This is a genomic window from Nocardiopsis sp. NPDC058789 (assembly GCF_042745575.1).
In the GTDB taxonomy this organism is placed as follows: Bacteria; Actinomycetota; Actinomycetes; order Streptosporangiales; family Streptosporangiaceae; genus Nocardiopsis; species Nocardiopsis eucommiae.
Genome location: NZ_JBHYOW010000008.1, coordinates 15785 through 37978, shown reverse-complemented (window position 1 = coordinate 37978; position 22194 = coordinate 15785). Strand labels below are relative to the sequence as shown.

The 22194-nt window shown below is 70.9% G+C and carries 21 protein-coding genes and 1 CRISPR repeat array; of the genes, 7 read left to right on the top strand and 14 right to left on the bottom strand.

Features of this window, described 5'->3' with window-relative positions:
• Positions 1-38 precede the first annotated feature (38 nt).
• Positions 39-800 carry an SDR family NAD(P)-dependent oxidoreductase gene (locus ACFW3L_RS13380; RefSeq protein WP_378739852.1) on the top strand — a complete coding sequence of 254 codons (762 nt, stop codon included), beginning with the start codon at positions 39-41 and terminating at the stop codon, positions 798-800.
• 37 nt (positions 801-837) lie between these two features.
• A CRISPR array of direct repeats spans positions 838-2512; the repeat unit is 29 nt; unit sequence CGGTCCATCCCCGCGTGCGCGGGGCTCAC.
• A 95-nt stretch (positions 2513-2607) separates the two neighbouring features.
• Here the strand turns inward: ACFW3L_RS13380 and ACFW3L_RS13375 are convergent.
• The 3 genes from ACFW3L_RS13375 to rpmG form a co-directional block, all read right to left on the bottom strand.
• Entirely contained in the window at positions 2608-5007 is a 2400-nt protein-coding gene (locus tag ACFW3L_RS13375; protein ID WP_378739849.1) for a lysylphosphatidylglycerol synthase domain-containing protein, read from the bottom strand.
• A 114-nt stretch (positions 5008-5121) separates the two neighbouring features.
• Positions 5122-5361, bottom strand: a complete 240-nt coding sequence (locus ACFW3L_RS13370) for a type B 50S ribosomal protein L31 (RefSeq protein ID WP_378739847.1) — start codon at positions 5359-5361, stop codon at positions 5122-5124.
• A 15-nt stretch (positions 5362-5376) separates the two neighbouring features.
• Positions 5377-5541 carry a 50S ribosomal protein L33 gene (gene rpmG, locus ACFW3L_RS13365; protein ID WP_378739845.1) on the bottom strand — a complete coding sequence of 55 codons (165 nt, stop codon included), beginning with the start codon at positions 5539-5541 and terminating at the stop codon, positions 5377-5379.
• A 163-nt stretch (positions 5542-5704) separates the two neighbouring features.
• Here rpmG and ACFW3L_RS13360 point away from each other — a divergent pair, with 163 nt between their 5' ends.
• From ACFW3L_RS13360 to ACFW3L_RS13350, 3 genes are all read left to right on the top strand, one after another.
• Positions 5705-7474 (top strand): PhoX family protein, encoded by a 1770-nt coding sequence (locus ACFW3L_RS13360; RefSeq protein ID WP_378739843.1) that lies wholly within the window; start codon positions 5705-5707, stop codon positions 7472-7474.
• An 85-nt stretch (positions 7475-7559) separates the two neighbouring features.
• Positions 7560-8942: a sensor histidine kinase gene (locus ACFW3L_RS13355; protein ID WP_378739840.1), complete on the top strand. Its 1383-nt coding sequence runs from the start codon at positions 7560-7562 to the stop codon at positions 8940-8942.
• Positions 8924-9586, top strand: coding sequence for a response regulator (locus tag ACFW3L_RS13350; RefSeq protein ID WP_378739837.1), 663 nt, complete (start codon positions 8924-8926; stop codon positions 9584-9586). The genes ACFW3L_RS13355 and ACFW3L_RS13350 overlap by 19 nt, the downstream gene beginning before the upstream one ends.
• A 9-nt stretch (positions 9587-9595) precedes the next feature.
• On the opposite strand, the gene ACFW3L_RS13345 is transcribed toward ACFW3L_RS13350, so the two are convergent.
• From ACFW3L_RS13345 to ACFW3L_RS13310, 8 genes are all read right to left on the bottom strand, one after another.
• Positions 9596-10393, bottom strand: coding sequence for a GNAT family N-acetyltransferase (locus tag ACFW3L_RS13345; protein WP_378739835.1), 798 nt, complete (start codon positions 10391-10393; stop codon positions 9596-9598).
• Between the two features lie 117 nt (positions 10394-10510).
• Positions 10511-10870 carry an MmcQ/YjbR family DNA-binding protein gene (locus ACFW3L_RS13340; RefSeq protein WP_378739833.1) on the bottom strand — a complete coding sequence of 120 codons (360 nt, stop codon included), beginning with the start codon at positions 10868-10870 and terminating at the stop codon, positions 10511-10513.
• Between the two features lie 136 nt (positions 10871-11006).
• Positions 11007-11522, bottom strand: a complete 516-nt coding sequence (locus ACFW3L_RS13335) for a lytic polysaccharide monooxygenase auxiliary activity family 9 protein (RefSeq protein WP_378739830.1) — start codon at positions 11520-11522, stop codon at positions 11007-11009.
• 655 nt (positions 11523-12177) lie between these two features.
• Positions 12178-13044, bottom strand: coding sequence for a sulfite exporter TauE/SafE family protein (locus tag ACFW3L_RS13330; RefSeq protein ID WP_378739828.1), 867 nt, complete (start codon positions 13042-13044; stop codon positions 12178-12180).
• A gap of 49 nt (positions 13045-13093) precedes the next feature.
• Positions 13094-14488 (bottom strand): rhodanese-like domain-containing protein, encoded by a 1395-nt coding sequence (locus tag ACFW3L_RS13325; RefSeq protein ID WP_378739826.1) that lies wholly within the window; start codon positions 14486-14488, stop codon positions 13094-13096.
• Between the two features lie 73 nt (positions 14489-14561).
• Complete coding sequence (locus tag ACFW3L_RS13320) at positions 14562-15134, bottom strand: rhodanese-like domain-containing protein (protein WP_378739823.1); 573 nt, start codon at positions 15132-15134, stop codon at positions 14562-14564.
• Positions 15135-15282: 148 nt separating this feature from the next.
• On the bottom strand, positions 15283-15534 hold the full coding sequence (locus tag ACFW3L_RS13315; protein ID WP_067599109.1) for a metal-sensitive transcriptional regulator: 252 nt from the start codon (positions 15532-15534) through the stop codon (positions 15283-15285).
• 439 nt (positions 15535-15973) lie between these two features.
• A complete protein-coding gene (locus tag ACFW3L_RS13310; RefSeq protein ID WP_378739820.1) occupies positions 15974-16687 on the bottom strand; it encodes an NUDIX domain-containing protein in 714 nt (237 codons plus the stop codon).
• An 87-nt stretch (positions 16688-16774) separates the two neighbouring features.
• On the opposite strand from ACFW3L_RS13310, the gene ACFW3L_RS13305 reads away from it, so the two are divergent.
• Genes ACFW3L_RS13305 through ACFW3L_RS13295 form a run of 3 tightly spaced genes read left to right on the top strand, consistent with a single transcriptional unit; the run spans position 16775 to position 20157 of the window.
• Positions 16775-18517 carry a hypothetical protein gene (locus tag ACFW3L_RS13305; protein WP_378739818.1) on the top strand — a complete coding sequence of 581 codons (1743 nt, stop codon included), beginning with the start codon at positions 16775-16777 and terminating at the stop codon, positions 18515-18517.
• Complete coding sequence (locus ACFW3L_RS13300) at positions 18514-19443, top strand: hypothetical protein (protein ID WP_378739816.1); 930 nt, start codon at positions 18514-18516, stop codon at positions 19441-19443. The genes ACFW3L_RS13305 and ACFW3L_RS13300 overlap by 4 nt, the downstream gene beginning before the upstream one ends.
• 51 nt (positions 19444-19494) lie before the next feature.
• The gene (locus ACFW3L_RS13295; protein WP_378739814.1) at positions 19495-20157 is read left to right on the top strand and encodes a hypothetical protein; all 663 of its coding nucleotides are present in this window, start codon (positions 19495-19497) and stop codon (positions 20155-20157) included.
• Between the two features lie 423 nt (positions 20158-20580).
• On the opposite strand, the gene ACFW3L_RS13290 is transcribed toward ACFW3L_RS13295, so the two are convergent.
• The 3 genes from ACFW3L_RS13290 to ACFW3L_RS13280 form a co-directional block, all read right to left on the bottom strand.
• On the bottom strand, positions 20581-20769 hold the full coding sequence (locus ACFW3L_RS13290) for a hypothetical protein (RefSeq protein ID WP_378739812.1): 189 nt from the start codon (positions 20767-20769) through the stop codon (positions 20581-20583).
• A 172-nt stretch (positions 20770-20941) separates the two neighbouring features.
• Complete coding sequence (locus ACFW3L_RS13285; protein WP_378739809.1) at positions 20942-21106, bottom strand: hypothetical protein; 165 nt, start codon at positions 21104-21106, stop codon at positions 20942-20944.
• A gap of 78 nt (positions 21107-21184) precedes the next feature.
• Entirely contained in the window at positions 21185-22138 is a 954-nt protein-coding gene (locus ACFW3L_RS13280) for a bile acid:sodium symporter family protein (protein WP_378739806.1), read from the bottom strand.
• Positions 22139-22194 lie beyond the last annotated feature (56 nt).

Sequence of the window (22194 nt, the reverse complement as noted above, 5' to 3'; positions counted from 1 at the left end):
CTCCCCCTCCCGGGTGCCCTGTGGTGAAGGAGCATGTGATGGCTGACAACAGGATCGCTTTGGTGACCGGCGCCAACCGTGGCCTGGGACGGAGCACCGCTCTGGCCCTCGCGGCGCGCGGGGTGGATGTCGTCGTCACCCATCGCGGTGACGCGGACGGCGCAGAGGAGACGGCACGGCAGGTGCGGGCCGCGGGCGCGGCCTCAGCCGTGCTGCGACTCGACATCAGCGATGCCTCCTCGTTCTCGGCCTTCGTTGATGAACTGGGAGGACTTCTCGAACACTGGGGTGGCGCCTCGGAGCTCGACATCGTGGTCAACAACGCGGGAGTGGGCGTTTTCGGGCCGCTGGAAGCTGTCACGCTCGACGACTTCGACACCGTGTTCGACACGAATGTCCGGGGCACGTTCTTCCTCATCCAGTCACTCGTGCCGCTACTGGCCCGGGGTGCCAGCATCATCAATGTCTCGTCGTCGTTGACTCGTCACACCAGCCCGGCGACCTCGGTCTACTCCGCCTCCAAGGCCGCCGTCGAGGCCCTGAGCCGCACGTTGGCCGCAGAGCTGGGCACGCGCGGTATCAGGGTCAACTCGATCGCTCCGGGGCCGACCGCCACGGACTTCAACGGCGGAGCCATGCGCGACGATGCCCAGATGCGCCAGGGCCTTGCCGAACAAACGGCGCTCGGCCGCGTCGGCGAACCCGAAGAGATCGGCGACGCCATCGCCACGCTGGCCTCCGACGGCCTGCGCTGGGCTACTGCCCAGCGCCTCGAGGTTTCCGGTGGCGTGTTCCTCTGACGCCGAGGAAGGCCGACAGGCGTCGGGGCCGATCGCCGGGTCCATCCCCGCGTGCGCGGGGCTCACATCGAGGCCTACCACCGCGAACGCGGCGGGTACGGTCCATCCCCGCGTGCGCGGGGCTCACGGTTCGGCCGCCTTGACGAGGTCGAGCGCGAACGGTCCATCCCCGCGTGCGCGGGGCTCACTTCGACCGGCGCGGCCGGGCGGAGGCCGTCGCCGGTCCATCCCCGCGTGCGCGGGGCTCACAGTTCGCGGCCGAGGGCCTGGGCGGTGAGCGGGGTCCATCCCCGCGTGCGCGGGGCTCACCACGCGGGTGGCGGCGTAGGTCATGGGAACTCCGGTCCATCCCCGCGTGCGCGGGGCTCACTCACCGTTGCCGACGACCGACAGCCGGTGCCACGGTCCATCCCCGCGTGCGCGGGGCTCACAAGGGACGCGGGTTCCCGGGGTCGTTCTATGAAGGTCCATCCCCGCGTGCGCGGGGCTCACACCGACGAAGGCAACTCGGTCGTGGCCGCTGCCGGTCCATCCCCGCGTGCGCGGGGCTCACACCGACGAAGGCAACTCGGTCGTGGCCGCTGCCGGTCCATCCCCGCGTGCGCGGGGCTCACTCACCCGGGTCCTTCGGGGAGGCCACTCCGACCGGTCCATCCCCGCGTGCGCGGGGCTCACGCGGCCACTTCGTCCACAGAGAACTCCAGCAACGGTCCATCCCCGCGTGCGCGGGGCTCACGTCCCGACGAGCTGAACGGCGCCGGGAGCGGGGGGTCCATCCCCGCGTGCGCGGGGCTCACCGCTGGTCTACGGCTGGCCCCTCCAGTGGCTCAGGTCCATCCCCGCGTGCGCGGGGCTCACGCCCCGGACGCACCGACCCACCACCGGGACGACGGTCCATCCCCGCGTGCGCGGGGCTCACCAACGGGACATCGAGCTTGGGTGCCCAGTCGCCGGTCCATCCCCGCGTGCGCGGGGCTCACCGCGCCACCCTCGCTCGCGCCTCCCGGAAGGACGGTCCATCCCCGCGTGCGCGGGGCTCACTCCGAGATGGGGTTTGGGGAGGGTGAGTCGGACGGTCCATCCCCGCGTGCGCGGGGCTCACCGCGCCACCCTCGCTCGCGCCTCCCGGAAGGACGGTCCATCCCCGCGTGCGCGGGGCTCACGGGAGCGGGCCGGGGCCGCACCAGGTGGTGGGCGGTCCATCCCCGCGTGCGCGGGGCTCACGAACGCCCCACCCTGCAAGCGATCACCGACACCGGTCCATCCCCGCGTGCGCGGGGCTCACAAGTCGCGCACGGGGGCGGTGTGGGTCGGGTCCGGTCCATCCCCGCGTGCGCGGGGCTCACCAGCTCGGGTACCGCGGCCTGGATGTGCGCCGCGGTCCATCCCCGCGTGCGCGGGGCTCACTCTCTGGTCTTGGGCCCCGGCCGAGCGCTGGACGGTCCATCCCCGCGTGCGCGGGGCTCACCTCGCGGTCGGCGCCATCGGCGCCACTGCCTCCGGTCCATCCCCGCGTGCGCGGGGCTCACACCTGCCCGTGCCGCACGAAGTTCGATGGCCACGGTCCATCCCCGCGTGCGCGGGGCTCACCTCGCGGTCGGCGCCATCGGCGCCACTGCCTCCGGTCCATCCCCGCGTGCGCGGGGCTCACGCACCCCCCGCCACCGATCGACGGAGCGTGACAGGTCCATCCCCGCGTGCGCGGGGCTCACAGTAAACGACCTGGGATAACGTGGGCCGTTATCTCCGCTTGACCTTTGCCCACGTCCTCTTGTGCACATCCTGGCAGATCCCGGTCCCGGCCGCGTCAGATCGCCTCGCGGCGTTGCAGGTAACTGAAGGCCGCCCAGCCGGGCAGCACCGGCAACCAGAAGGTGAGCACCCGGAACAGCAGCACCGCTGGCAGGGCCACGTCCGCGGGCATCGCGGTGACCGTCGTGAGTCCACCGATCAGCGCCGCCTCGACCGCGCCGAGCCCGCCCGGGGTGGGCGCGGCCGAACCGATGGCGTTCCCCGCGAGGAACACCACGGCGACCGCGACCAGGCTCACTTCGAGTCCGGGCTCCGCGAAGGCCAGGACCGAGAAGTGCAGGGACAGCACGAAGGCCACGGTCAGCAGCAGCGTGCCTCCCAGCCCCAGGATCAGGCTGGCGGGACGTTGGAACAGGTCCAGCAGCTGGGGCAGGACCCCCCTGAGATAAGGGCGCAGGCTGGAACCGACGGCCCTGCGCAGGCGGGGGTGCAGCAAAACGCATCCCACGCTGACGGTCCCGATGATGACGATCACGGTGACGGTCGGTGAGGGTGTGAAGCCCGTCCAGTACGACGTGCCGGTCAGGTACGCGCACACCAGGAGCAGTGGCACGTGAACGAGGAAGCCCGCCAGCTGCGTGAGACCCACGGCCGACAGCGACAGCGAGACGGGCACCCCGGTCCTGATCACGTACCGGCTGTTGATCGCGATCGATCCGAGTCCGGCCGGGGCCGCGATGCGCACGAAGGACCCCGCGTACTGCACCAGGACGGTCCGCCAGAACGGCAGGGGTGCCGGGACGAAGCCGATCAGCACCATGGCGGCGGCGACCATACAGACGGTCGCCATGGCCAGGGCCGCCAGGGTCCACCCCGGGTCGGCGTAGCGGATGGTGCCCAGTTCGACCCCGGAGAGCTGGTACACCAGCACGAGTCCGACCAGGGTGACCACCACGAAGCTCACGATGGTACGGGGGCGCATCCGCTCCAGGCGGGCGGGTTCGGTGGGTGCCTCGGGGGCGACCGCCGCGATGTGGCGCCGCAGCTCCCCCATGAGCGAGCGGTCGGCGCGGCGCAGCGCGGCGCGGAGCCCGTGGGGCAGGCCCGCGGGTTGCAGCAGGGGGAGGATGGCGGCGGTGGCGGAGACCCCCAGGGCCCGCACGGCGGAGGACACCGCGCGGTCGGCGCCCACGCGCAGCGCCATCAGGGTGACCATCGCGGCGGTGTCCAGGGCCGTGCGTATCTGGGGCGCGGCGACCGCGCCTCGGTCGACTCCGCTGAGCGCGGCGGTGACCGGCCGCAGGTCGCCGTGCGGCAGCACGCCGACCGTGGTGCCGTTGAGGTCGCCGTGCGCGACGCGGCGCCGGTGCAGCAGGCCGAGTTGGCGCCACAGGTCGTCCAGCAGGGCGTCGCTGATCCGGCCCGCCTCCAGGGTGTCCAGGCCCTGGAGCCGGGAGCGTTCACGGGCCAGGAAGATCGTGCCGGGGGTGAGTTCGCCCAGGGCCAGGACACGGGGGGCCTCCACCCCGGCCTCGCGGGCGGCGGCGCTCATGAGCGCGGCGTGCTCGGCGCGTCTGCGCGCCCCGTAGAGCATGCGGGGGGCGACGGGACCGCGCAGGAGGAGGAGGTCGCGCAGGCGCAGCCAGAACCCGCTGGTGTTCTCGGAGTTGAGGACGGAGAGTTCGATCTGGCGCCCGTCCGAGAGGTCGGCCAGGTAGAGGGCGTCGCCCTCCCGGTCGGTTCCGGCGGGGGTGATCCGGTCCGCGGTCACGCCGAAGCGGCGGAGCTCCGCCTGGATGAGCCCGGTAGCGGGGGGCGGCACGCTGGCGCCGATGGCGTAGCGGCTGAGAGCGGCACTGGTGAGGCCGACGAGGAGGGTGAACAGGACCGCGAGGATGCTGGTGACCCCGGCCATCACCGAGGTGACGGCGATCACAGCGTTGGTGCCCCACAGCAGCGAGCGCACCCGGGGCTGTCCGGTGGGCATGGTCCGGGCGAACGCGATTCCGGCGGCGACGTAGCCCAGGGTGGCGGCCGTCAGGATCTCGTCGGGGACCCCGGGGAGCGACTCGGCGCTGTAGGTGGCGTTCTTCAGAACCGAGTTGACGTAGGACGTCATGGCGTAGGCCGCCACCGCCGCGACGACCGCGCGGCTCAGGTCGCGCAGCTCTCGGAGGAACAGCGTGCGCAGGACGACGTAGGCGATCAGGACGATGAGCAGCAGGTTGGCGCCGAGCGCCGCGCCGAACAGCAGCCACGACGGGATCACCGCGCGCAGCTGGGAGGCGTCGTCGATCGGTGCGCCGTCCGAGATGGCGTCGCTCACCAGGAACAGGACCACGCAGACCAGGAGCAGCCCGGCGACGCCGACGAGGAGGTCGACGGGGCTGCGCGGGGCCCTCGCGGTGGCACGGCCGGGGGTGGGGGCCGGTGTTTCGGTCGGGGTTGTCGTCACGGAACAAGCCTGCCGGACCCATGCGGATTCGGACGGCAGGGGTGAGGGTGTTTCGTCCTGCCCGTTCCACACGACGGCGCCGCCGGGAGGTCCCCGGCGGCGCCGTGTGTCGGTTCAGCCGCGCTGGTAGCGGCGCTGGAAGCGTTCCACCCGTCCCGCGGTGTCCACCACGCGGGCGTTGCCCGTGTAGAAGGGGTGGCTGGCGCTGGAGATGTCGACGTCGACCACCGGGTAGGTGTGGCCGTCCTCCCACTCGACGGTGTTCGCGCTGCTCCGCGTGGACCGGGTGAGGAAGGCGAAGTCGGCCGCCTTGTCGCGGAAGACGACGGGGCCGTACTGGATGTTCTTCTGCATGGGGTCCTCCCTGCGTCAGCGTTCCTCGCGGAACTCGGTGTGGCGGTGGAGCCGGGGGTCGTACTTGCTGAGGACCAGGCGGTCCGGAGTGTTGCGGCGGCTCTTCCGGGTCACGTAGGTGGTCCCGGTGCCCTCCGTGGACCTGAGCCGGATGACGGGCCGGGCGTCGTCGCGTGCCATGGGCGCCTCCTTGGGTGTCAGGCCTTCCAACCAACCGATAACCGTTTTCATTCCCATGAACATCCGACCCCGCCACGGAGTGCCGCATACCCGAATGCGCAGGAAAAACTACTTAGAGTAATAATCTCACTACAAAAGCACGGATGCGGCCGAAGGAGAACCCATGGAACACGGACCCAACCGTCGTCAGGTCCTTCGCGGCGGAGCGGGGCTCGGGGTCCTGACCACGGCCGCCCTGTTCGGCGGCACCCTCCGCCCGGCCCTGGCCGCCCCCGACACCGGAGCGGCGCCCACCTTCACCGGCGTTCCGGTCGCCCACGCCGACGGTCTCACCGTCCCGCCCGGATACACCGCCCGGGTCCTGCTCCCCTGGGGCGCGCCGCTGCACCGGGGGACCCCGTCGTGGCGGCCCGACGCCTCCGACACCGCGACGGAGGCCGCCCGCCAGGTCGGCACCGGACACAGCGGACTGACCTACGTCCCCCTGCACCCCGGGCACGACGGCGGTCGGCGCGGGCTGCTCGTGATCAACCACTCCTGGGCCGACCCGGTGCTGCTGCACGCGGACGGAGGGCGCTCGGCCACCGTGGAGCGCACCGACAAGGAGATGGCCTCCCTCGGCGTGACCATCGCCCGCGTCGAACTGACGGACGGCCGCTGGAGGGTGATCGACGACGAACTCAACCGGCGGCTCACGGCCAGTTCACCCACCACCCTGTCCGGACCGCTCGCCGGGCACCGGAGCCTGGAGACCGCCACGGACCCGACCGGGGTCATCGGCGGCACCGCCCACGCCAGCACCCCCTGGGGGACCTACCTGACCGGGGAGGACACGCTCACCGACGTGTTCGGGACCCGGACCCAGGGTTGGTCCCCCACCGAGTCCCAGCGCCGCTACGGGCTCACCTCGGGCGAGGCCTCCTACGGCTGGCACACCCACCTGGGACGCTTCGACCTGGCCGGTGAACCCAACGAGGCGCACCGGTTCGGCTGGACCGTGGAGATCGACCCCCTGAGCCCGTCCTCGGCACCGGTCAAGCACACCGCGATGGGCCGGATCGCGCACGGCGGCGCGGCCGTCACCGAGTCACGCGGCCGGGCGGTCGTCTACATGAGCGACCCCACACACCTGTACAAGTTCGTGGCCGAGCACCCCTGGCGCACCACCCAGGGCCGGAGCCCGGGCCCGCTGGATGAGGGCGTCCTCCACGTGGCCCGGCTGGACTCCGACGGGCTGGGTACCTGGCTGCCGCTGGTCCACGGACGCACCGGCCTGACCACGCGCGACGGCTTCGCCGACCAGGCCGACGTGTTGTTGAGGGCCCGTGAGGCCGCGGACGCGGTGGGCGCCACCGAGCTCAGGGGGCCGGGGACACCGGCGGTGCACCCCGTGAGCGGGAGGGTCTACCTCCCGGAGGCCTCCGCCGACGGCGGCCGCGTGCTGTCCTGGACCGAGGGCGCCAGCGACCCGGGCGCGACCCTGTTCTCCTGGCAGGAGTTCGCCGCTGCCGGCGGGACCGGCTCCGCCCCGGAGCGAGGAGCGGTCTTCGCTTCTCCGGGCGGGGTCCACTGCGGTGAGGACGGACGCCTGTGGATCCGGACCGACGTGGTCCGGCTCGGTGACCCCTCCGGGAACTCCCGCGAACTGGTGGGCAACAGCGCGCTGCTCTGCGCCGACCCCGAGAGCGGCGAGGTGCGGCGGTTCCTGACCGGCCCGCCCGGGTGCGGCATCGCGGGAACGGCGGCCAGCCCCGACCAACGGACCCTGTTCGTGACCGTCCAGGGGCCGGGGTCGGCCGCGCCCGGCCTGGGAGAGCCCACGGCGGAGGACCCGCGAGCGCTGAGCAACTGGCCGGGGTTCGATCCGGCCGGTCGGCCCCGGTCGGCGGTCGTGGTGGTGCGCAAGGACGACGGCGGGATCATCGGGACCTGATCCTCGTCCGGGTGGGGCGGACACGTAGCCGAGGGTGGGGCGTCCCTTCTGTCCGGCGCCCCGGTGTCGGGCGTACGTTGGGCCCGTGAGCGAGCAGACCGACACCCCGGCGCCCGGTCCCCCGGCCCCCGGCCGGGCGGGCCCGGCGCGCACCCCGCTGGAGGCGTTGCGCACACGGCGCTTCCCTCTGTCCTCCTGGCCGTGGCGGAGCCTGGGGTACCTGGCCTCGTCCGTGGTCGTCGGAACGGTGCTCACCACACTGCTCCTCCCGATCACCTTCCCCCTCCTCGCCCTGGGCACGGCCGTGGAGGAGATGGCCACGGGCCGGGACCACCCCACCTGGCTCCTGATCACCCTGCTGGCCGCCGGTCTCGCCCTCCTCCTGGCCTTCGGCCCCCTGGTCGCGGTGCCCGTGGCCCGGCTGGAGCGGTGGCGGCTGCGCCTGGTCCACCCGCCGATCACGGGAGGGCACCGACCCACCGGGCGGGGCGTGCTCGTCTGGGTCCGCGCGCGGTACACCGAGCCCGCGACCTGGCGCGCGTTCGCGTACCTGCTCCTGCTGGTCACGGTGGTCGACGCCGTCAGCTGGAGCGTGCTGTACCTGTTCCCCGCCCTGGGCGCCTACCTGCTCGCCACCCCGGCGATCACCGCCCTGGGACGGACTGTCACCCTCTTCCCGTGGGCGTTCGACGCACCGGGGGCCACCCTCCCGCTGGTCCTGGCCGGTGCCGTCCTGCTGCTGGTCACGCCGTACGTCGCGGCCGTCACCGCGCACGCGCACGCCGTGCTGGCCCGCCTGCTGCTGGAGGACCACGGTACCGAGGAGCTGCGTTCGGAACTGGTGGAGGTGACCCGGTCCCGCGCCCGACTGGTGGACGCCTTCGAGACCGAGCGCCGACGTATCGAACGCGACCTGCACGACGGCGCCCAGCAGCAGCTCATCTCCCTGGCCATGCAGATCGGGCTGGCCCGGTTGGACGCCCCGCCCGGCAGCGACATGGAACGGACCCTGGCCTCCGTGCACGGGCAGGCCAAGGAGATCATCGGCTCACTGCGGGAGATCGTGCACGGAATCCACCCCAAGGTCCTCAGCGACCGCGGACTGCCCGCCGCTCTCCCCGAGCTGGCCGACCGCTCCCCCGTTCCGGTCCGCGTCCGTGTGGACCTGCCCCGGCGACTGCCCGCCCACGTGGAGAGCACCGCCTACTACGTGGCCGCCGAGTCGCTGGGCAACGTCGCCAAGCACGCCGGGGCCCGCTCCGTCCGGTTGAACGCCTCGTTGGACGGTGACACGTTGGTGCTGGAGACCGTCGACGACGGGCGGGGCGGCGCCGATCCCGAGCGCGGTACGGGGCTGACGGGGCTGGCCGACCGGGTCGCCGTCGTGGGCGGCCGTGTCCTGTTGTCCAGTCCGGCCGGTGGACCCACGCGGCTGAGAGCGGAGATCCCTTGTCCCCCATCCGGGTAGTGCTGGCCGAGGACGGCGCCCTGCTGCGTGAGGGCCTCGCGGGCCTTCTGCGCAGGTTCGGGTTCGAGGTGGCCGAGGCGGTGGGTGACGCCGAGGCCCTGGTGGAGGCGGTCGCCGCGCACGGCCCCGACCTCGTGGTCACCGACATCCGCATGCCGCCGGACTTCGGTGACGAGGGCCTGCGGGCCGCCGTCCGGTTGCGCCGCGAACGCCCGGGCCTGCCCGTCGTGGCGCTCAGCCAGTACGTGGAGTCCAGCTACGCGGCGGAGCTCCTCGACTCCCACGACGGCCGGGGCATCGGCTACGTCCTCAAGGAGAGGGTGGTGGACGTGGCCGACTTCGCGGACACCCTGCGCAGGGTGCACCGTGGCGGGACGGTGATCGACCCGGCCGTCGTGCGGCAGCTGGTCCGCCGTCGCGGCACACTCCTGGAACGCCTCTCCGAGCGTGAACGCGAGGTCCTCGCGCTGCTCGCGGAGGGCCGGTCCAACTCCCGGATCGCCCGGGACCTGGTGATCTCCGAGCCCACCGTGGGCAAGCACATCGGCAACATCCTCGCCAAGCTGGACCTGCCGCCGGAGGGCACGGACGTGGACCGCCGTGTCATGGCCGTCCTCACCTACCTGCGGGAACGCCCCGAGTGACGCGGCACTTCAGGGCGTGAGGGCGTGTTCGGTGTACCGGCCGCAGGCGCCGAACCCCAGGCGGCGGTAGACCGGCTCACCGTCGGCGGAGGCCTGGAGGACCGCCACGCGGTGTCCCTCCCCCAGGGCGGTGTGGAGCGCGGCGAGCGTCATGGCGCCGCCGTGGCCGCGTCGGCGGTGGCTGGCCAGGGTGGCGATGTCGTAGATCCCGGCGACCCCGGCGTGCAGGAACACCTCGGCCGAGCAGACCGGTCGGCCGTCCGCGTACCCGACCAGGTAGCGGGCCGGGGACCCCTCCCTCAGGGCCCGTGGAGCGGCCAGGGCGAAGAAGCGGCGTACAGTCTCGGCCGGCGGGGTCCAGTTCGCGGCCAGGACGGCGGCGTGGTCGGCGAGTTCCTCGGGCGTGCGCGCCCGGCGGATGTCCAGTCCCGTGTCGGGAACCGCGGGGAGGGAGTCCAGCTCCGCCCACATCGCGGTCTCGTGTTCGGACGCTGGCAGCCCGGCCGCCGTCAGGTGGTCGGAGAGGTCCGTCGGCCGTGCGGTGGGCCCCACCCACCAGGAGAAGGGACGGCCGGTACGGGCCAGGGACCGGACGGTTCCGTCGACGCGGGCCCCGGCGTCGGCGTCGGTGAAGCGGGCCGAGGCCACGATGTTGAAGGTGTCGTCGTCCAGACCGCTGTCCGCGACCATGAGGTCACCGGACTCCGTGACGGTGGCGCCGTCCAGGTGCCGGTGCAGGTGGCACGCGTGTTCCGCGAAGTTCCGGTCCATCCGGTCCAGCAGGTCGGTCTCGTGATGGTGGTCCATGGCGCACGATCCCAGCACGGATCCGCGCGGAACGCACCTGGTTTCCACACTCGGGGCGGTGACCGACCCCGCGCTCACGGCTCGGAGCCCCGGGCTGCGAGCGAGGGGGGGTCACGTTCAGGCGCGCACGAGGGACTCCGGGGAGGGCGGGGCGGCGAGCAGTTCCTCGGGCGCGGTCAGATACCAGGCCTCCAGGGTGAGTTCGCTGAGTTCGGCCAGATCGATCCCGTCCAGCTGGACCACCACCCACCCGAACCCGCCCGCGGTGAACTGTTCCTCGAAGACCTCGGGCCGTTCCGCGACCAGCGCGGCCTGCTCGATCAGGGTCTGCTTCAGCCCCACGGTGGCGGTGCGCGGCCACAGGTAGCCGAAGGGCCGCCCCCGTACCCGGAACGTCGTGTAGCGCTCCGAGTCCTGACCCTCACACTCCGGAAGCGCGTGCACCAACCGCAGGAACCGCTCGATCTCAACAGCCATGAGAGGAGACAACCACATCCCGCCGACATCACCGCACCGGCCGTACCGCCGGGGTGCCGCGCCCGGCGCCGAACGCGGGGCGCCCCGGCCCGGGGAATGCTCGGGCCGGGGCGCGCCGTACCTCAGCGCGTCCTCATCAGCGGATGTTGACGTCGACGCAGGCGTAGAAGGCGTTGCCCGTGTCGGCCACGTTCCAGCGGGCCAGCACGGTCTGGCGACCGCTGTACCCGGAGAGGTTGACGTTGTGGCTGAAGTTCGCCGGGGGCCGGGCGCCGTTGTCGTTGAAGCTGGCGACGCGGTTGCCGTTGATGAAGTACTCCCACGTGGAGGTGGAGTGGGCGGCGGTGATCGTCCAGTTGAAGGTGGCGTTGGTACTGACGTCGGTCACGCGCCAGCCGTAGTTGTTGTCGTCCAGCTCGGCGAAGCGCGAGTTGCCACCGGAACAGCTCATCAGGCCCTTGGGGCCCTCGACGCTCTGCGGCTCCCAGCGGATCTGCCCACAGTCGACCACACCGGCGGCGCACTGGGCCTGGCGGCTCTGGGGGTTGGAGATGTATCCGTGGGCGCTCGCGGTCCCGGCGGGCATGAGGGTGAAGAGGAGTGCGGTGGCGGCGGCCACGGCGGCGGTGTTGCGGAGCTTGGGGAACTTCATGAGGTCTCACCCTTCTGGGGGGTTACGAACCCCGGAGCACACCCGGGGTCGCAGCGGGGGACCCGGACCGTCGACCGGCCCAGGACGGCTCGGTTCGCGTCCATGGGGGTCGAACAATTCCCGTGTTCGCGAGTGTCGGCGCCTACAGGAATTCGGAAATTCCCTGTCATTCCTCATCCTGTTGACGAGCAGAGTAGGCAGCCCCCAATTCCGTCGTCAAGACCCGTTCTGACCTTGGAACCGGGTACCACTACGAACCCGTGTCGCTGGTACTGCCAGGGCATCGACCGGACGACCCTCCAAACTGGAAAGACTCTTATCAGAAGATCGACTGGTCTACTGAAAAGGCCCTGGGGTATTCTCTCCACAACCTCTTCGAGAACAGCGAGAACTGTCCTCGAAGACAGATTCCCTTCCCTGCGCCGGAGGCGTCCGACCCCGACACCACCGGCACCGCTCCCAGTACGCCACGGCCTCCCACCAGAGGCCCTCCCGGCCTCTCCTCTACTGACACCGGCGGCTCTCGCCCTGGGCGCCGCGCTCCTCGCCGCGCGCGTCGACCGGACTCCCGTCGCACGCCCCGAGTGAAGGGCCCGGCCGGGACCAGGGGCTGCCCCGGCCGGACCTCCCGTCAAGGCCTCCGGCCGGACCTCCGTCAGGTCTGCGGCCTCAGCGGCAACGGACAGGCGTCCCCGATCAGGCGGCACACCAGGGCCCCGCCCGCCAGGACCGCCGCCCCCACGACCAGGATCTGACCGAAGGGCGCCGGGAGCTCCTGGGTGAGCACGAACACGCCCATGACCAGCACGAAGACTCCGAAGCCCCGACGCAGGGCGGTCTCGGGAACCCGAGGCGTCAGAAGCGCGCCGAGGAGCGAACCGGCCACCGCCAGGGCGCTGATCGCCGCGACCAGGGCCCAGTCCAGGCTCACCGTGGTCAGGTAACCGCCGAGCCCGGCGAAGGACTTCATCGCGATCACCAGCAGGGAGGTGCCCACCGCCGCGGGCATGGCCAGACCGCCGAGCAGCACGAGGGCGGGCACGACGAGGAACCCTCCCCCCGCCCCGACCAGACCGGTGACCGCGCCGACAGCCAGGCCGTCGAGGACGATCCTCCGGAGAGGCGGCGACCCGTGGGCCGCGTGTCCCTCTCCGCCACCGCGTCGCCCACGGATCATGGTCACGGCGGTCGCGACCATCATGAGCGCGAACGCGACCATCAGCAGAGTGCCCGGCAGGTGTCCGCCGACCAGCCCTCCCAACAGCGCCCCGGCCATGCCCGCCGCCCCGAAGACCAGCCCGGTCCGCCAGCGGACGTTCCCCGCTCTGGCGTGCGCGACCGTACTGACCAGCGAGGTGACACCCACGACGAACAGGGAGGCGGCGATGGCCTCTTTGGGTTCCATGCCCGCGACGTAGGTGAGCAGGGGAACCATGAGGATGGAACCGCCGCCTCCCAACAGCCCGAGGGCCAGCCCCACCACCACGGCCAGGGCCAGGGTCAGGACGATCTGGTACTCCATGTTGCTCTTCCTCCGTGATCCGCGCCCGGCGCGTCGACCCCCGACCCGGTCAGGCCGAGGGCTCCCCGGCGCTCACCCAGTCCGCGTATCCGCGGTCGAGTTCGACCACGTCGTAACCGGCGCGTCTCAGCGCGGAGGAGGCCACGGAGCTGCGGACACCGGAGCCGCAGTAGCTGACGATGGTGGCCTCACGCGGCAGCGCGTCGAGGTTCCAGAGCACACGTCCCGCGCTGAGCTGTGTGGAGCCGGGGATGTGCCCCTCCGCGTACTCGCCCCTGCTGCGCACGTCCAACACCAGCCCGGTGTCGACACCGGCGAGCTCCTCCGGCGTGACGCGCGGTGGCACGCTCTCGGGCAGCCCCTCCCTCGTGGTGGTGAAGCCGTGGACCCCGTCCACGCCCACCCTCAGGAGGTGGTCCCGCACCCGTCCGGCGGTGTCCGCGTCGGGAGCGAGGAGGACCAGCGGCCGGGTCTCGGTCTCGGGGTCCAGCGCCCAGGCACCGAAGGTCGCCGCCTTGGCCGGGCCGGGGATGTTGAGGGCCCCGGTGACGGTGCCCCGGTGCACCTCGGCGTGGGACCGGGTGTCCACGAACACGACCGAGTCCGCCGCCAGCGATCGGGCGATCTCCTCGTTGGAGAGCGCCGCCAGCGGCCTCCGCTCGCCCAGGACCCGCGGCCCCTCCCTGTTCTGGCGCTTCATCCGCGCGAAGTACGCGTGGGCGTCGGGCTGGCCGTCGAGCAGTTCCTCGACGAACCCCGCCATGTCGTCGTCGCGCAGGTACGCGGACCACCACGCGTTCAGGCGTTCGTACCCGACGGTGGTCCCCGGGAGCGCGCCGAGGGCCTTGCCGCAGGCGCTGCCCGCGCCGTGTCCGGGCAGGACCTGGACGTGGTCCGGCAGGGTCAGGAAGACGTCCCGCAGACTGGTGAACAGCTGTCGGGCGCCCTCGAACCGGGTGCCGCTGCCGCCCGCCGCCTCGTCGAGCAGATCGGGGCGGCCGAGGTCACCGGCGAAGACGAAGTCGCCGGTGATCATGTACCCCGGCTCCCGGCTGAAGGCTCCGTCGGTGATCAGGAACGCCAGGTGTTCCGGGGTGTGCCCCGGTGTGTGGCGGGCCCGGACGGTGATGTTGCCGATGGTGACGGCGTCACCGTCCCGGAGGCGCTCGGCGTCGAAGCCGTACTGCCAGTCCCGGCCCCCTTCACCGGAGACGTACATGGTGGCCCCGGTGGCGGCGGCGAGTTCACGGGTGCCGGAGAGGTAGTCGGCGTGGATGTGGGTCTCGGTCACGGCCACGATCCGCATGCCGTGCTCGCGGGCGAGGTCGAGGTAGTCGTCGATGTCCCGTCGGGCGTCGACCACGATCGCCTCTCCCCTCGCCTGACAGCCGACGAAGTAGCTGGCCTGGGCGAGGTCGTGGTCGTAGAGGCGTTCCAGCAACATGTTCTGCTCCTTGTGTTCCATACTCCGGGGAGTATCCGTCTTCGAGAGGGCGGCCACGTGCGAAGGCGCGGGATCAGCCGCGAACCGCGATCCGGGCGAGGGAGTCCTCGATGTCGACGTCGTTGCGCGGCTGGTTGTAGGGCAGGCGGGTGAGGGCCATGCCCATGGCGCAGGTGTCGGTCACCGCCGCGAAGGCCAGACCGGCGCCCACGAGGCCCGCGACCGCCACGGCGGGAGCCCAGAACAGGGAAGCGAGCACGGAGGTCAGCACGATGCCTCCGGCCACCAACCGGACCTGGCGCTCCAGCGCCCAACGGCGGGGGCCGCGTTCGAGCGGCGCTCCCTGCGCATCCCAGGCGTTCATGCCGCCCTCCATGACGACCGTGTCCGTGAGCCCGGCGGCGGCCAGCTTGTCCTGGCACTGGGTGGCCCGACCCCCCGACTGGCAGATCAGGACGAGACGGCCTCCCGCATCGGTGACGATGCGTTCCAGGTGGGCGTCGACCCGGCCGAGCGGCAAGTTGACGGCTCCGGGGACGTGCGAGCTCTCGTACTCGGCGGGGGTGCGCACGTCGACCAACAGGGTGCGGGGATCGCTCTCAGTCAGGCCGCGCACGGTGCGTACGTCGATACTGCGGGCGTTCATCTGTCTCCTCGGTGTTCGATACTCCGGGGGGTATCCGTCAATCAAAGGGACGCCTGGGCTCCCGATACTGGGGGGAGTATCCGGACGTCATGGGTCAACCCGAAGGTCGACACGGGGCGCCGGGTTCACACCAGCGCCCGCGCGGCCCTCAGGCCAGGGCCAGGAAGAGCTTCTCCAGCTCCTCCTCGGTGAGCTCGGGCTCCTCGCCACGCTCACGAGCGGTGTTGCAGTGCCGCATGCCGCTCGCGACGATCTTGAACCCCGCCCGGTCCAGGGCGCGGGAGACCGCGGCCAGCTGCTGGAGCACCGCGGTGCAGTCCTCCCCCTCCTCCATCATGGAGATGACCCCGGAGAGCTGCCCCTGGGCGCGCTTGAGGCGTGTGATGGCGTCGCCCACCATTTCAGGCTTCATCTGGTCTCCTTTCGACCCACGCCCCCCAACATACCCCCGGGTGTATCCACTTCGCTCGTCGGATCCGTCACACCCCGACCCCCGCCGCCCTACAAGTGCCTCCCCTCCTGGCACGCGGCACCACCGGGCGAGTGGCTCTCCACCCTCGGTCACGTGAGGTGCATGTGGCTGGAAGGGCCCGCCCGCGACCGCGGAAACGGCGCCGAACACCCCGAGGACGGCGCCCCGCTCCGCCCGCGATCCGCCTGAGGCGACCGCCGCGTTCACCAGATGCCCGCACTCCACCCAGCCGACCATGGATGACGGGCCGTCCAGCCAAGTCGGCGAGCCCGCGAGCATCGTGGAACGGGACGCCTCCGGCACCTTCCCGTCGGGGTGACACCCCGCCACGTCGGGCCCGACCCCAGGCCCATCGCGCTCTCCCGGTTCAGCTGGCGGAGCGGAGGAACGGTGGGTTGAGCAGGGTCGCCTCCCCCTTGCGGTAGAGCGCGGCCGGTCGGCCGGTGGCCTGGGGGCGCTGGTCGCCGGTGGCTTCCAGGAACCCCTCGGCTCTGGTGGCCCTGCGTCTGAAGTTGCTGGGGTCCAGACCCCGCCCCCACACGACCTCGTAGACGTTGCGCAGTTCGGGCAGCGTGAACGGTTCACGACAGAAGGTCGTGGCCACGGTGGTGTACTCCAGCGTTCTCCTCGTGCGTTCCAGTGCGTCCGCGACGATGCGCGCGTGGTCGAAGGCCAGCGCGTCGGCTGCGTCGAGAAGGTCGAGCACCGGCGCCCAGTAGGCGTGCGCCGCGTCGGTGCCGCCCTCGGGAGTGGGCAGGTCGGGCCCCAGGGCGAGGTAGGCGACCGTGAAGACCCTGCCTCGCGGATCCCTGCCGGGGTCCCCGTAGGCACCAATCTGCTCCAGGTGGAGCGGTGCGCCGTCGATGGCGGTCTCCTCCAGGAGCTCCCGGTGAGCGCCCTCATCCAGGGTCTCGTCCACCCGAACCCTGCCCCCCGGCAGGGCCGCGCGCCCCTTGAAGGGCTCCTTTCCCCGCTCCACCAGCAGCACCATCAGTCGGTCCTCCCTGATGGTGAAGATGGTCAGGTCCACTGTCACCAGCGACAACTCGACCCCGGTGGAACCCTTCAACCGGTCATCCACAGCGTCACCTTTAAAGGTCATCTTGACTTCAACTCGCCTTCTACTTAAGGTCACTGTGACCATTATCCCCCAGAGGCAGGGACCCGCATGACCGCTGTCCACGCAGAACCCGACAGGGAAGCGCCGACACAGGCACCCACGGGAGCCACCCGCCACCTGTGCACCGGTGTCTACGTCGACGAGAAGTTCCGTGATCTCGTCATCAACGAGATCTGCACGACCCCCTACCGCCGCGTGGCCCCCTCGTACGGCTTCGACCACGTCCCCGTCATGCGCCACGCCTGGTGGGCCACCCACCTGCACGCCCTCCTCCGGCTGACCATGCTGGCATCGGTCGTCACTCCCTTCCTCCTGGGCCACACCGTGGCGTCCGCGCTGACGGCGGGCGGGATCACGCTCCTGATGCTCCTGGACCTGGCGATCGTGCTGTCCACCACGATCGCTCGGACCGAGGACCCGCTGACGCCACGCCGCAGGAACGGGAAGCGGAAACCCACCCTGCGGATTCCCCCCGCGCGTGACCTCAGGATCATGCGCGAGGTCCGCACCCTCAAGAGGGTCGGGCTCGCGGCCCTGGCCGTCGGCGGCACCATGACCGCCCTCGCCCTCGCCTTCCCCGCGCAGGCCGTGGTCGCCGGTTACGCGGGAGCCGCCGTCCTGGGTGTCGCGGTGTTCGTGGGCGTCGTCGGTCAGCTGCGCGTCAACCGCGTCCACGCGCCCGGAGCCGGACTACGGCCACGGCGTCTCACAAAGCGCGAGGCGGTCGTCGCCGAGCAACAGGAGCATCCCTGCGTCGTCTACCGCCGCCCGGCACACCGGGGGAAGGAGGAATCGGAGGGCAGCCCTCTCTTCACGCTCTTCGGTGACGAGTCACCCTTCGTCGGCGCGGGCGAGCTCATCCACCAGTGGAACCCGCCGATGGGCGTCCAGCTCCTGCGCCCGGGTGGTGACACCCAGCCCCTCCACGAGCGGGAACACCGCCATCCCCCCTTCCGGACCGACGAGCTCGTCGATCACCTGCGCGAGGCGGTCCTCCAGCTCCGCGACGACGAGGAGGACGTCCGACTCCCCGTGGAGGTACGGGACCGGGTCTTCGTCGCGTCGTCGGACCTCTCCACCGACCGTTCCCTCATCAGAAGGGTCGACAAGGCGAGGATGCGGCGTCTCATGAACGAGCAGAGCCCCACCCACCACCACTTCCTCGAAGTGAGCGTCCCGGACGCTGATTCCGAGCTGGTGGCCACGGTCCTCCTCCATGCCACCCTGCGGGGGCGCACCCTCAATCTCTTCTTCGCCGCCTGCGCCCTGACCCGGACCCCGGACAGTTTCCGGAAGGCCGAAGAGTTCGGTCAGCACGGCAAGCGGGCCGTGGCGTGGGCCGCGTTCAGGGCCCTGCGCGGGCTCCCGCGTGAGACCACCGACCTCTGGCGCGTGGTGCGCTACCCCGTTCTCCTGGCCAAGGCCCTCTTCATGTACCGGCGAGAGCTCACCCTCTCCCCCATCCGCAACGTCTGCATCGGCAGCCGACTCAGCATCCGTCAGGAGCGCGCTCAGGAGTGGAGCAAGGTCCAGCTTGACAAGACCCAGGTCCTCAGCCACATCAAGAACGTCGAGCTGCGACTGCTCAAGGCCACCAGCGACTTCCTCCACTCTCGGGGGGTCGACATCTCCGAGTTCGACGATCGCGCGATGCAGATCATCAACAGCGGCATCGTCAATCTCGGCGGCACCAACGACATCAGCAACAACAACCTCGGTGACGGAACACAGATCAACAACCACGGCCCCCAGCAGGGGCCGGGACCCTCGCAGAACGGAGACCAGGCGTGAGCAACCTCCCGAACAACAGCGGCATCGTCAATCTCGGCGGCACCAACGACATCAGCAACAACAACCTCGGCGGCGGAACACAGATCAACAACCACGGCGTGTCGCCGTCTTCTCCCCTCTCGGTTGGATACACCGGCTCCGTGGTACCGAAGCAGGCGGGCCTCGACGTCGGGGTGGTCACCTTCCTGGCCATGGAGATGCGGGCGGTCACCGAACGGCTCGACCTGAGGACCAGGAAGAAGATCGACGGGCTCTTCTTCTCCACCGGGGAGGTCGCCACCGACGGCGGTACCGTCTCCGTGGTCGCGACGATGACCCACAGCCCCGGTCAGCGATCCGTGATGTCCGCCCTGGATCACCTTCGACGCCACTTCTCCCCTCGCCTGTGGATTCTCGTCGGGATCGGAGGCGGACTGCATCCCGAGTACGCCCGCATCGGCAACGTCATCGTCTCCACCCGGATCGTCTACTACGACTCACGCAAGATCAGGGCCGGGGGCGAGGTCCAGACAAGGGGAGAGGAACGCCAGGCCCCGGCGCGGATCGGCCACGCGGTGAACGTCTTCTTCACGGACCGGGGCGAACCGGCGATGATCCGCGGCCAGGCGGACGGCCACAGGAAGCGTACCTTCGAGGTGCGCCCGGGACTCATCGGCTCCGGAGAGGCGGTCATCGCGGACGGCGACAGTGACATCCACCGTTTCCTGGGGGGCTACAACGACAAGATCCTTGCGGTGGACATGGAGTCCGGCGGACTCAGCCAGTACTGGCAGGAGAACTCCGTGGGCGCGGAGCCCAACCCCGACTGGGTGGTGGTCCGGGGCATCTCGGACAACGCCGACCAGGAGAAGAACGACGACGGCCATGAGCTGGCGGCACGCAACGCGGCCCATGTGGTGAAGGAGATCCTGCCCTACCTGTGCTGAACCGCGCACGGCCCCGCCCCCGACGGTCCGCCCCGTGACGAAGGGACCCCCATGACCGCCTTCCTTCTCGGAGTGCTCAGTTCTCTTCTGGCCACCGCGCTCGTGTTCGTCGGGGGGTGGTTGCGCACCGGTCGCCCCCGCTGGTGGTTGCTGGGACTGCTCTCACGGCTGACCGGAACCGGCATCACCCGGCTGTACCGCCACCAGGGGTCGTCCGAGGTGGACCTCGCCCAGGACCTGGCCCGGGCCAGATGGGTGAAGGTCCTGGTGGGGCGGGGCAACGTGCTCACCCGGGACGCCTTCACACCACTGTGGTCGGGTGCCCCCAAGCCCGTCCAGGTCCTGCTGCCCGACCCCGATTCGGACCCGGCCACCTGGTTGTCCCGTCGGGGCGCGGACCTGGCTCACACCGATCCCGGTTTCGGCCCGGAGCTGTTACGGGCACAGGTCAGAGCCAACACCGACTACATGCGCCGGGTGAGGGAGCGGAGTCCCGCCGTCGATCTGCGTCAGTTCGACCTGCCCAACACGTTCCGGATCATCGCCACGGACTCGGGGGCCTACCTCACCTTCTACGGGCGGCACGAACACGGTCGCCACTCCCCCTGTCTCCACCTGGCCGCCTCGGGAGCGCTGTACCACGCGGCCCTCGGGCTGTTCGAGTTCGCCTGGGCCAACAGTGTGACCTCGCGTGGCCGGAGGGGCGGCGGGTGAGATCGAGTTCGTCCTCCTCCCCCGAACTCCGCCCGGCGAAAGCAAGGGGTCAGGGTCGTTTCCCGGGGGCTGAAACCCTGGAAACGACCCTTTTCTAATGGATTGCGTCCGAGTTCGTTGTTCTGTGATCGTGGTTCAGCAGGGTTCGGAAATGGTTCTGGAAATCTTCAGAATCATGGTCCGAAACCCTTGGGGTACTCCAACCACGGGAGTCCTTGCGATTCTCGGGGAAGTCCCAGCCTCCCACTCGCTTCTCGCGACACGGGGGTTGGAACGCACGGGGCTCCTGTTGGCTCGGGTTCCCCGTGGGGTCCCGATCCAGGCGGGACCCGTCCGGTCCTTGAGCCCCGAGTTTCTCCCGCAGATTCCCGAGTTGGTACCCCCGTCGCTCCGCGACGGGGGTCAGCGGTTTTCGGGGCCCGTTCAGTGGTAACCGCAGCGCGGAGGGCGACGCGGACGCGGCACCCGCAGGCGGCCCGAGCACCTGAAGGGCGCCCCGACGCTCGGTGGTGTCGGGGGTGGAGAGGAGGCGACGAGGCGTTCGGTGAACTGGGCGGGGGTCGAGAGCAGGGCGAGCACGAGCAGGCCGGAACAGGGGGCGAAGTGTCGCATGGGAACAGCTTCACAGCCGAGACGTGCCCGCGCGACTACTTCGCGTGACCACGGGTGGCCGGATGAGGTCAGGAACCACAGGTGTGGAATCGGATATTCGTGGAACCAATCAGCACTCTGACGTGCACTTTTACGAATGATCCGACTACATTCGGGAGGAAACGCCACCGCTCTAGCCGAGCAGCTCCAGCGCCAGGACGACCAGGCCGATGGCCAGCATCGCGAACAGCATGAAGTAGCAGCCCACGTTCCCGGTGGGGCCGGGGTCGCGCGTGGGTCCCCGGCGGATGTCGTTCCTGCCGCGTCCGGGCCTGCGCTTCTTCTTTCGGGCGGCCACGTGTTCCGTCCTCGGTCTCTGGGGGATGTCGGAGGCAGAGCCTGTCACGCGGGCAGGGGGAGGAGCAAGCCGCGCCGGTCAGGCGGGCTCGCGCTCCTCGGCGTCCCGGGGGGCCCGCCGGGCCCAGAAGGTGGCCACAGCGGCTCCGGACAGGTTGTGCCAGACCGAGAACAGGGCGCCGGGCAGCGCGGCGACGGGCTCGAAGTGCGTGGTGGCCAGACTGGCGGCCAGGCCCGAGTTCTGCATACCGACCTCCACGCTGACCGCGCGGCGGGCCGAGTCCGGCAGGCGGCCGAAGTACCCGACGAGGTAGCCGATGAGCAGGCCCAGGGTGTTGTGCAGGATGACGGCCAGTGCCAGGAGCAGACCGGTGGTCAGCACGGCGTCGGAGTTGGCCCCGACCACTCCCGAGACGACCAGGACGATGCCGGTCACCGACACCAGCGGCATCAGCGGCAGGAGCGGGACCACGAAGCGGTCGGCGAACAGGCGCAGGAGCAGGCCGCCGACGACGGGGAGCAGCACGACCTGGAGGATGGACAGGAAGAGGTCACCGGCGGAGACCGGCAGGGTCGAACCGGCCAGGCCCAGGACGATCAGGGGCGTGATGAACGGCGCCAGCATGGTCGAGATCGACGTCATCGCGACCGACAGCGCCACGTCCCCACGGGCCAGGTAGACGATCACGTTCGACGCCGTACCGCCGGGTGCGGCCCCGACCAGGATCATGCCGACCACCAGCAGCGGCGGCAGTCCGAACGCGTGGGCGATGCCCCAGCCCAGCAGCGGCATGACTGAGTACTGGGCGACCACGCCGAGGAGGACCGCCTTGGGGTGCCTGGCGACGACGGAGAAGTCCTGGGGGCGCATGGTGAGGCCCATGCAGAACATGATGACCCCGAGCAACAGGGACACGTGCGGGGTGATGAGGGAGGTCTGCTCCGGGAGGAGCAACCCCACGACGGCCCCGGCGAGCACCAGGACCGCGAACCACCTGCCGACGAAGTCAGCGACCTTCTTGACGACCGTCATCGTGTACTTCTCCCCCACGTTCGCCCACGTCGCGGGCGCGATGACGGAACACTACT

Excerpts from the sequence above, each read along its gene's own strand:
- rpmG (WP_378739845.1), bottom strand. The coding sequence starts at position 5,541 with ATGGCACGCGACGACGCCCGGCCCGTCATCCGGCTCAGGTCCACGGAG.
- ACFW3L_RS13305 (WP_378739818.1), top strand. The coding sequence starts at position 16,775 with ATGACCGCTGTCCACGCAGAACCCGACAGGGAAGCGCCGACACAGGCA.
- ACFW3L_RS13295 (WP_378739814.1), top strand. The coding sequence starts at position 19,495 with ATGACCGCCTTCCTTCTCGGAGTGCTCAGTTCTCTTCTGGCCACCGCG.
- ACFW3L_RS13280 (WP_378739806.1), bottom strand. The coding sequence starts at position 22,138 with ATGACGGTCGTCAAGAAGGTCGCTGACTTCGTCGGCAGGTGGTTCGCG.
- ACFW3L_RS13315 (WP_067599109.1), bottom strand. The coding sequence starts at position 15,534 with ATGGTGGGCGACGCCATCACACGCCTCAAGCGCGCCCAGGGGCAGCTC.
- ACFW3L_RS13360 (WP_378739843.1), top strand. The coding sequence starts at position 5,705 with ATGGAACACGGACCCAACCGTCGTCAGGTCCTTCGCGGCGGAGCGGGG.
- ACFW3L_RS13335 (WP_378739830.1), bottom strand. The coding sequence starts at position 11,522 with ATGAAGTTCCCCAAGCTCCGCAACACCGCCGCCGTGGCCGCCGCCACC.
- ACFW3L_RS13345 (WP_378739835.1), bottom strand. The coding sequence starts at position 10,393 with ATGGACCACCATCACGAGACCGACCTGCTGGACCGGATGGACCGGAAC.
- ACFW3L_RS13340 (WP_378739833.1), bottom strand. The coding sequence starts at position 10,870 with ATGGCTGTTGAGATCGAGCGGTTCCTGCGGTTGGTGCACGCGCTTCCG.
- ACFW3L_RS13320 (WP_378739823.1), bottom strand. The coding sequence starts at position 15,134 with ATGAACGCCCGCAGTATCGACGTACGCACCGTGCGCGGCCTGACTGAG.
- ACFW3L_RS13380 (WP_378739852.1), top strand. The coding sequence starts at position 39 with ATGGCTGACAACAGGATCGCTTTGGTGACCGGCGCCAACCGTGGCCTG.
- ACFW3L_RS13290 (WP_378739812.1), bottom strand. The coding sequence starts at position 20,769 with ATGCGACACTTCGCCCCCTGTTCCGGCCTGCTCGTGCTCGCCCTGCTC.
- ACFW3L_RS13370 (WP_378739847.1), bottom strand. The coding sequence starts at position 5,361 with ATGCAGAAGAACATCCAGTACGGCCCCGTCGTCTTCCGCGACAAGGCG.
- ACFW3L_RS13330 (WP_378739828.1), bottom strand. The coding sequence starts at position 13,044 with ATGGAGTACCAGATCGTCCTGACCCTGGCCCTGGCCGTGGTGGTGGGG.
- ACFW3L_RS13325 (WP_378739826.1), bottom strand. The coding sequence starts at position 14,488 with ATGTTGCTGGAACGCCTCTACGACCACGACCTCGCCCAGGCCAGCTAC.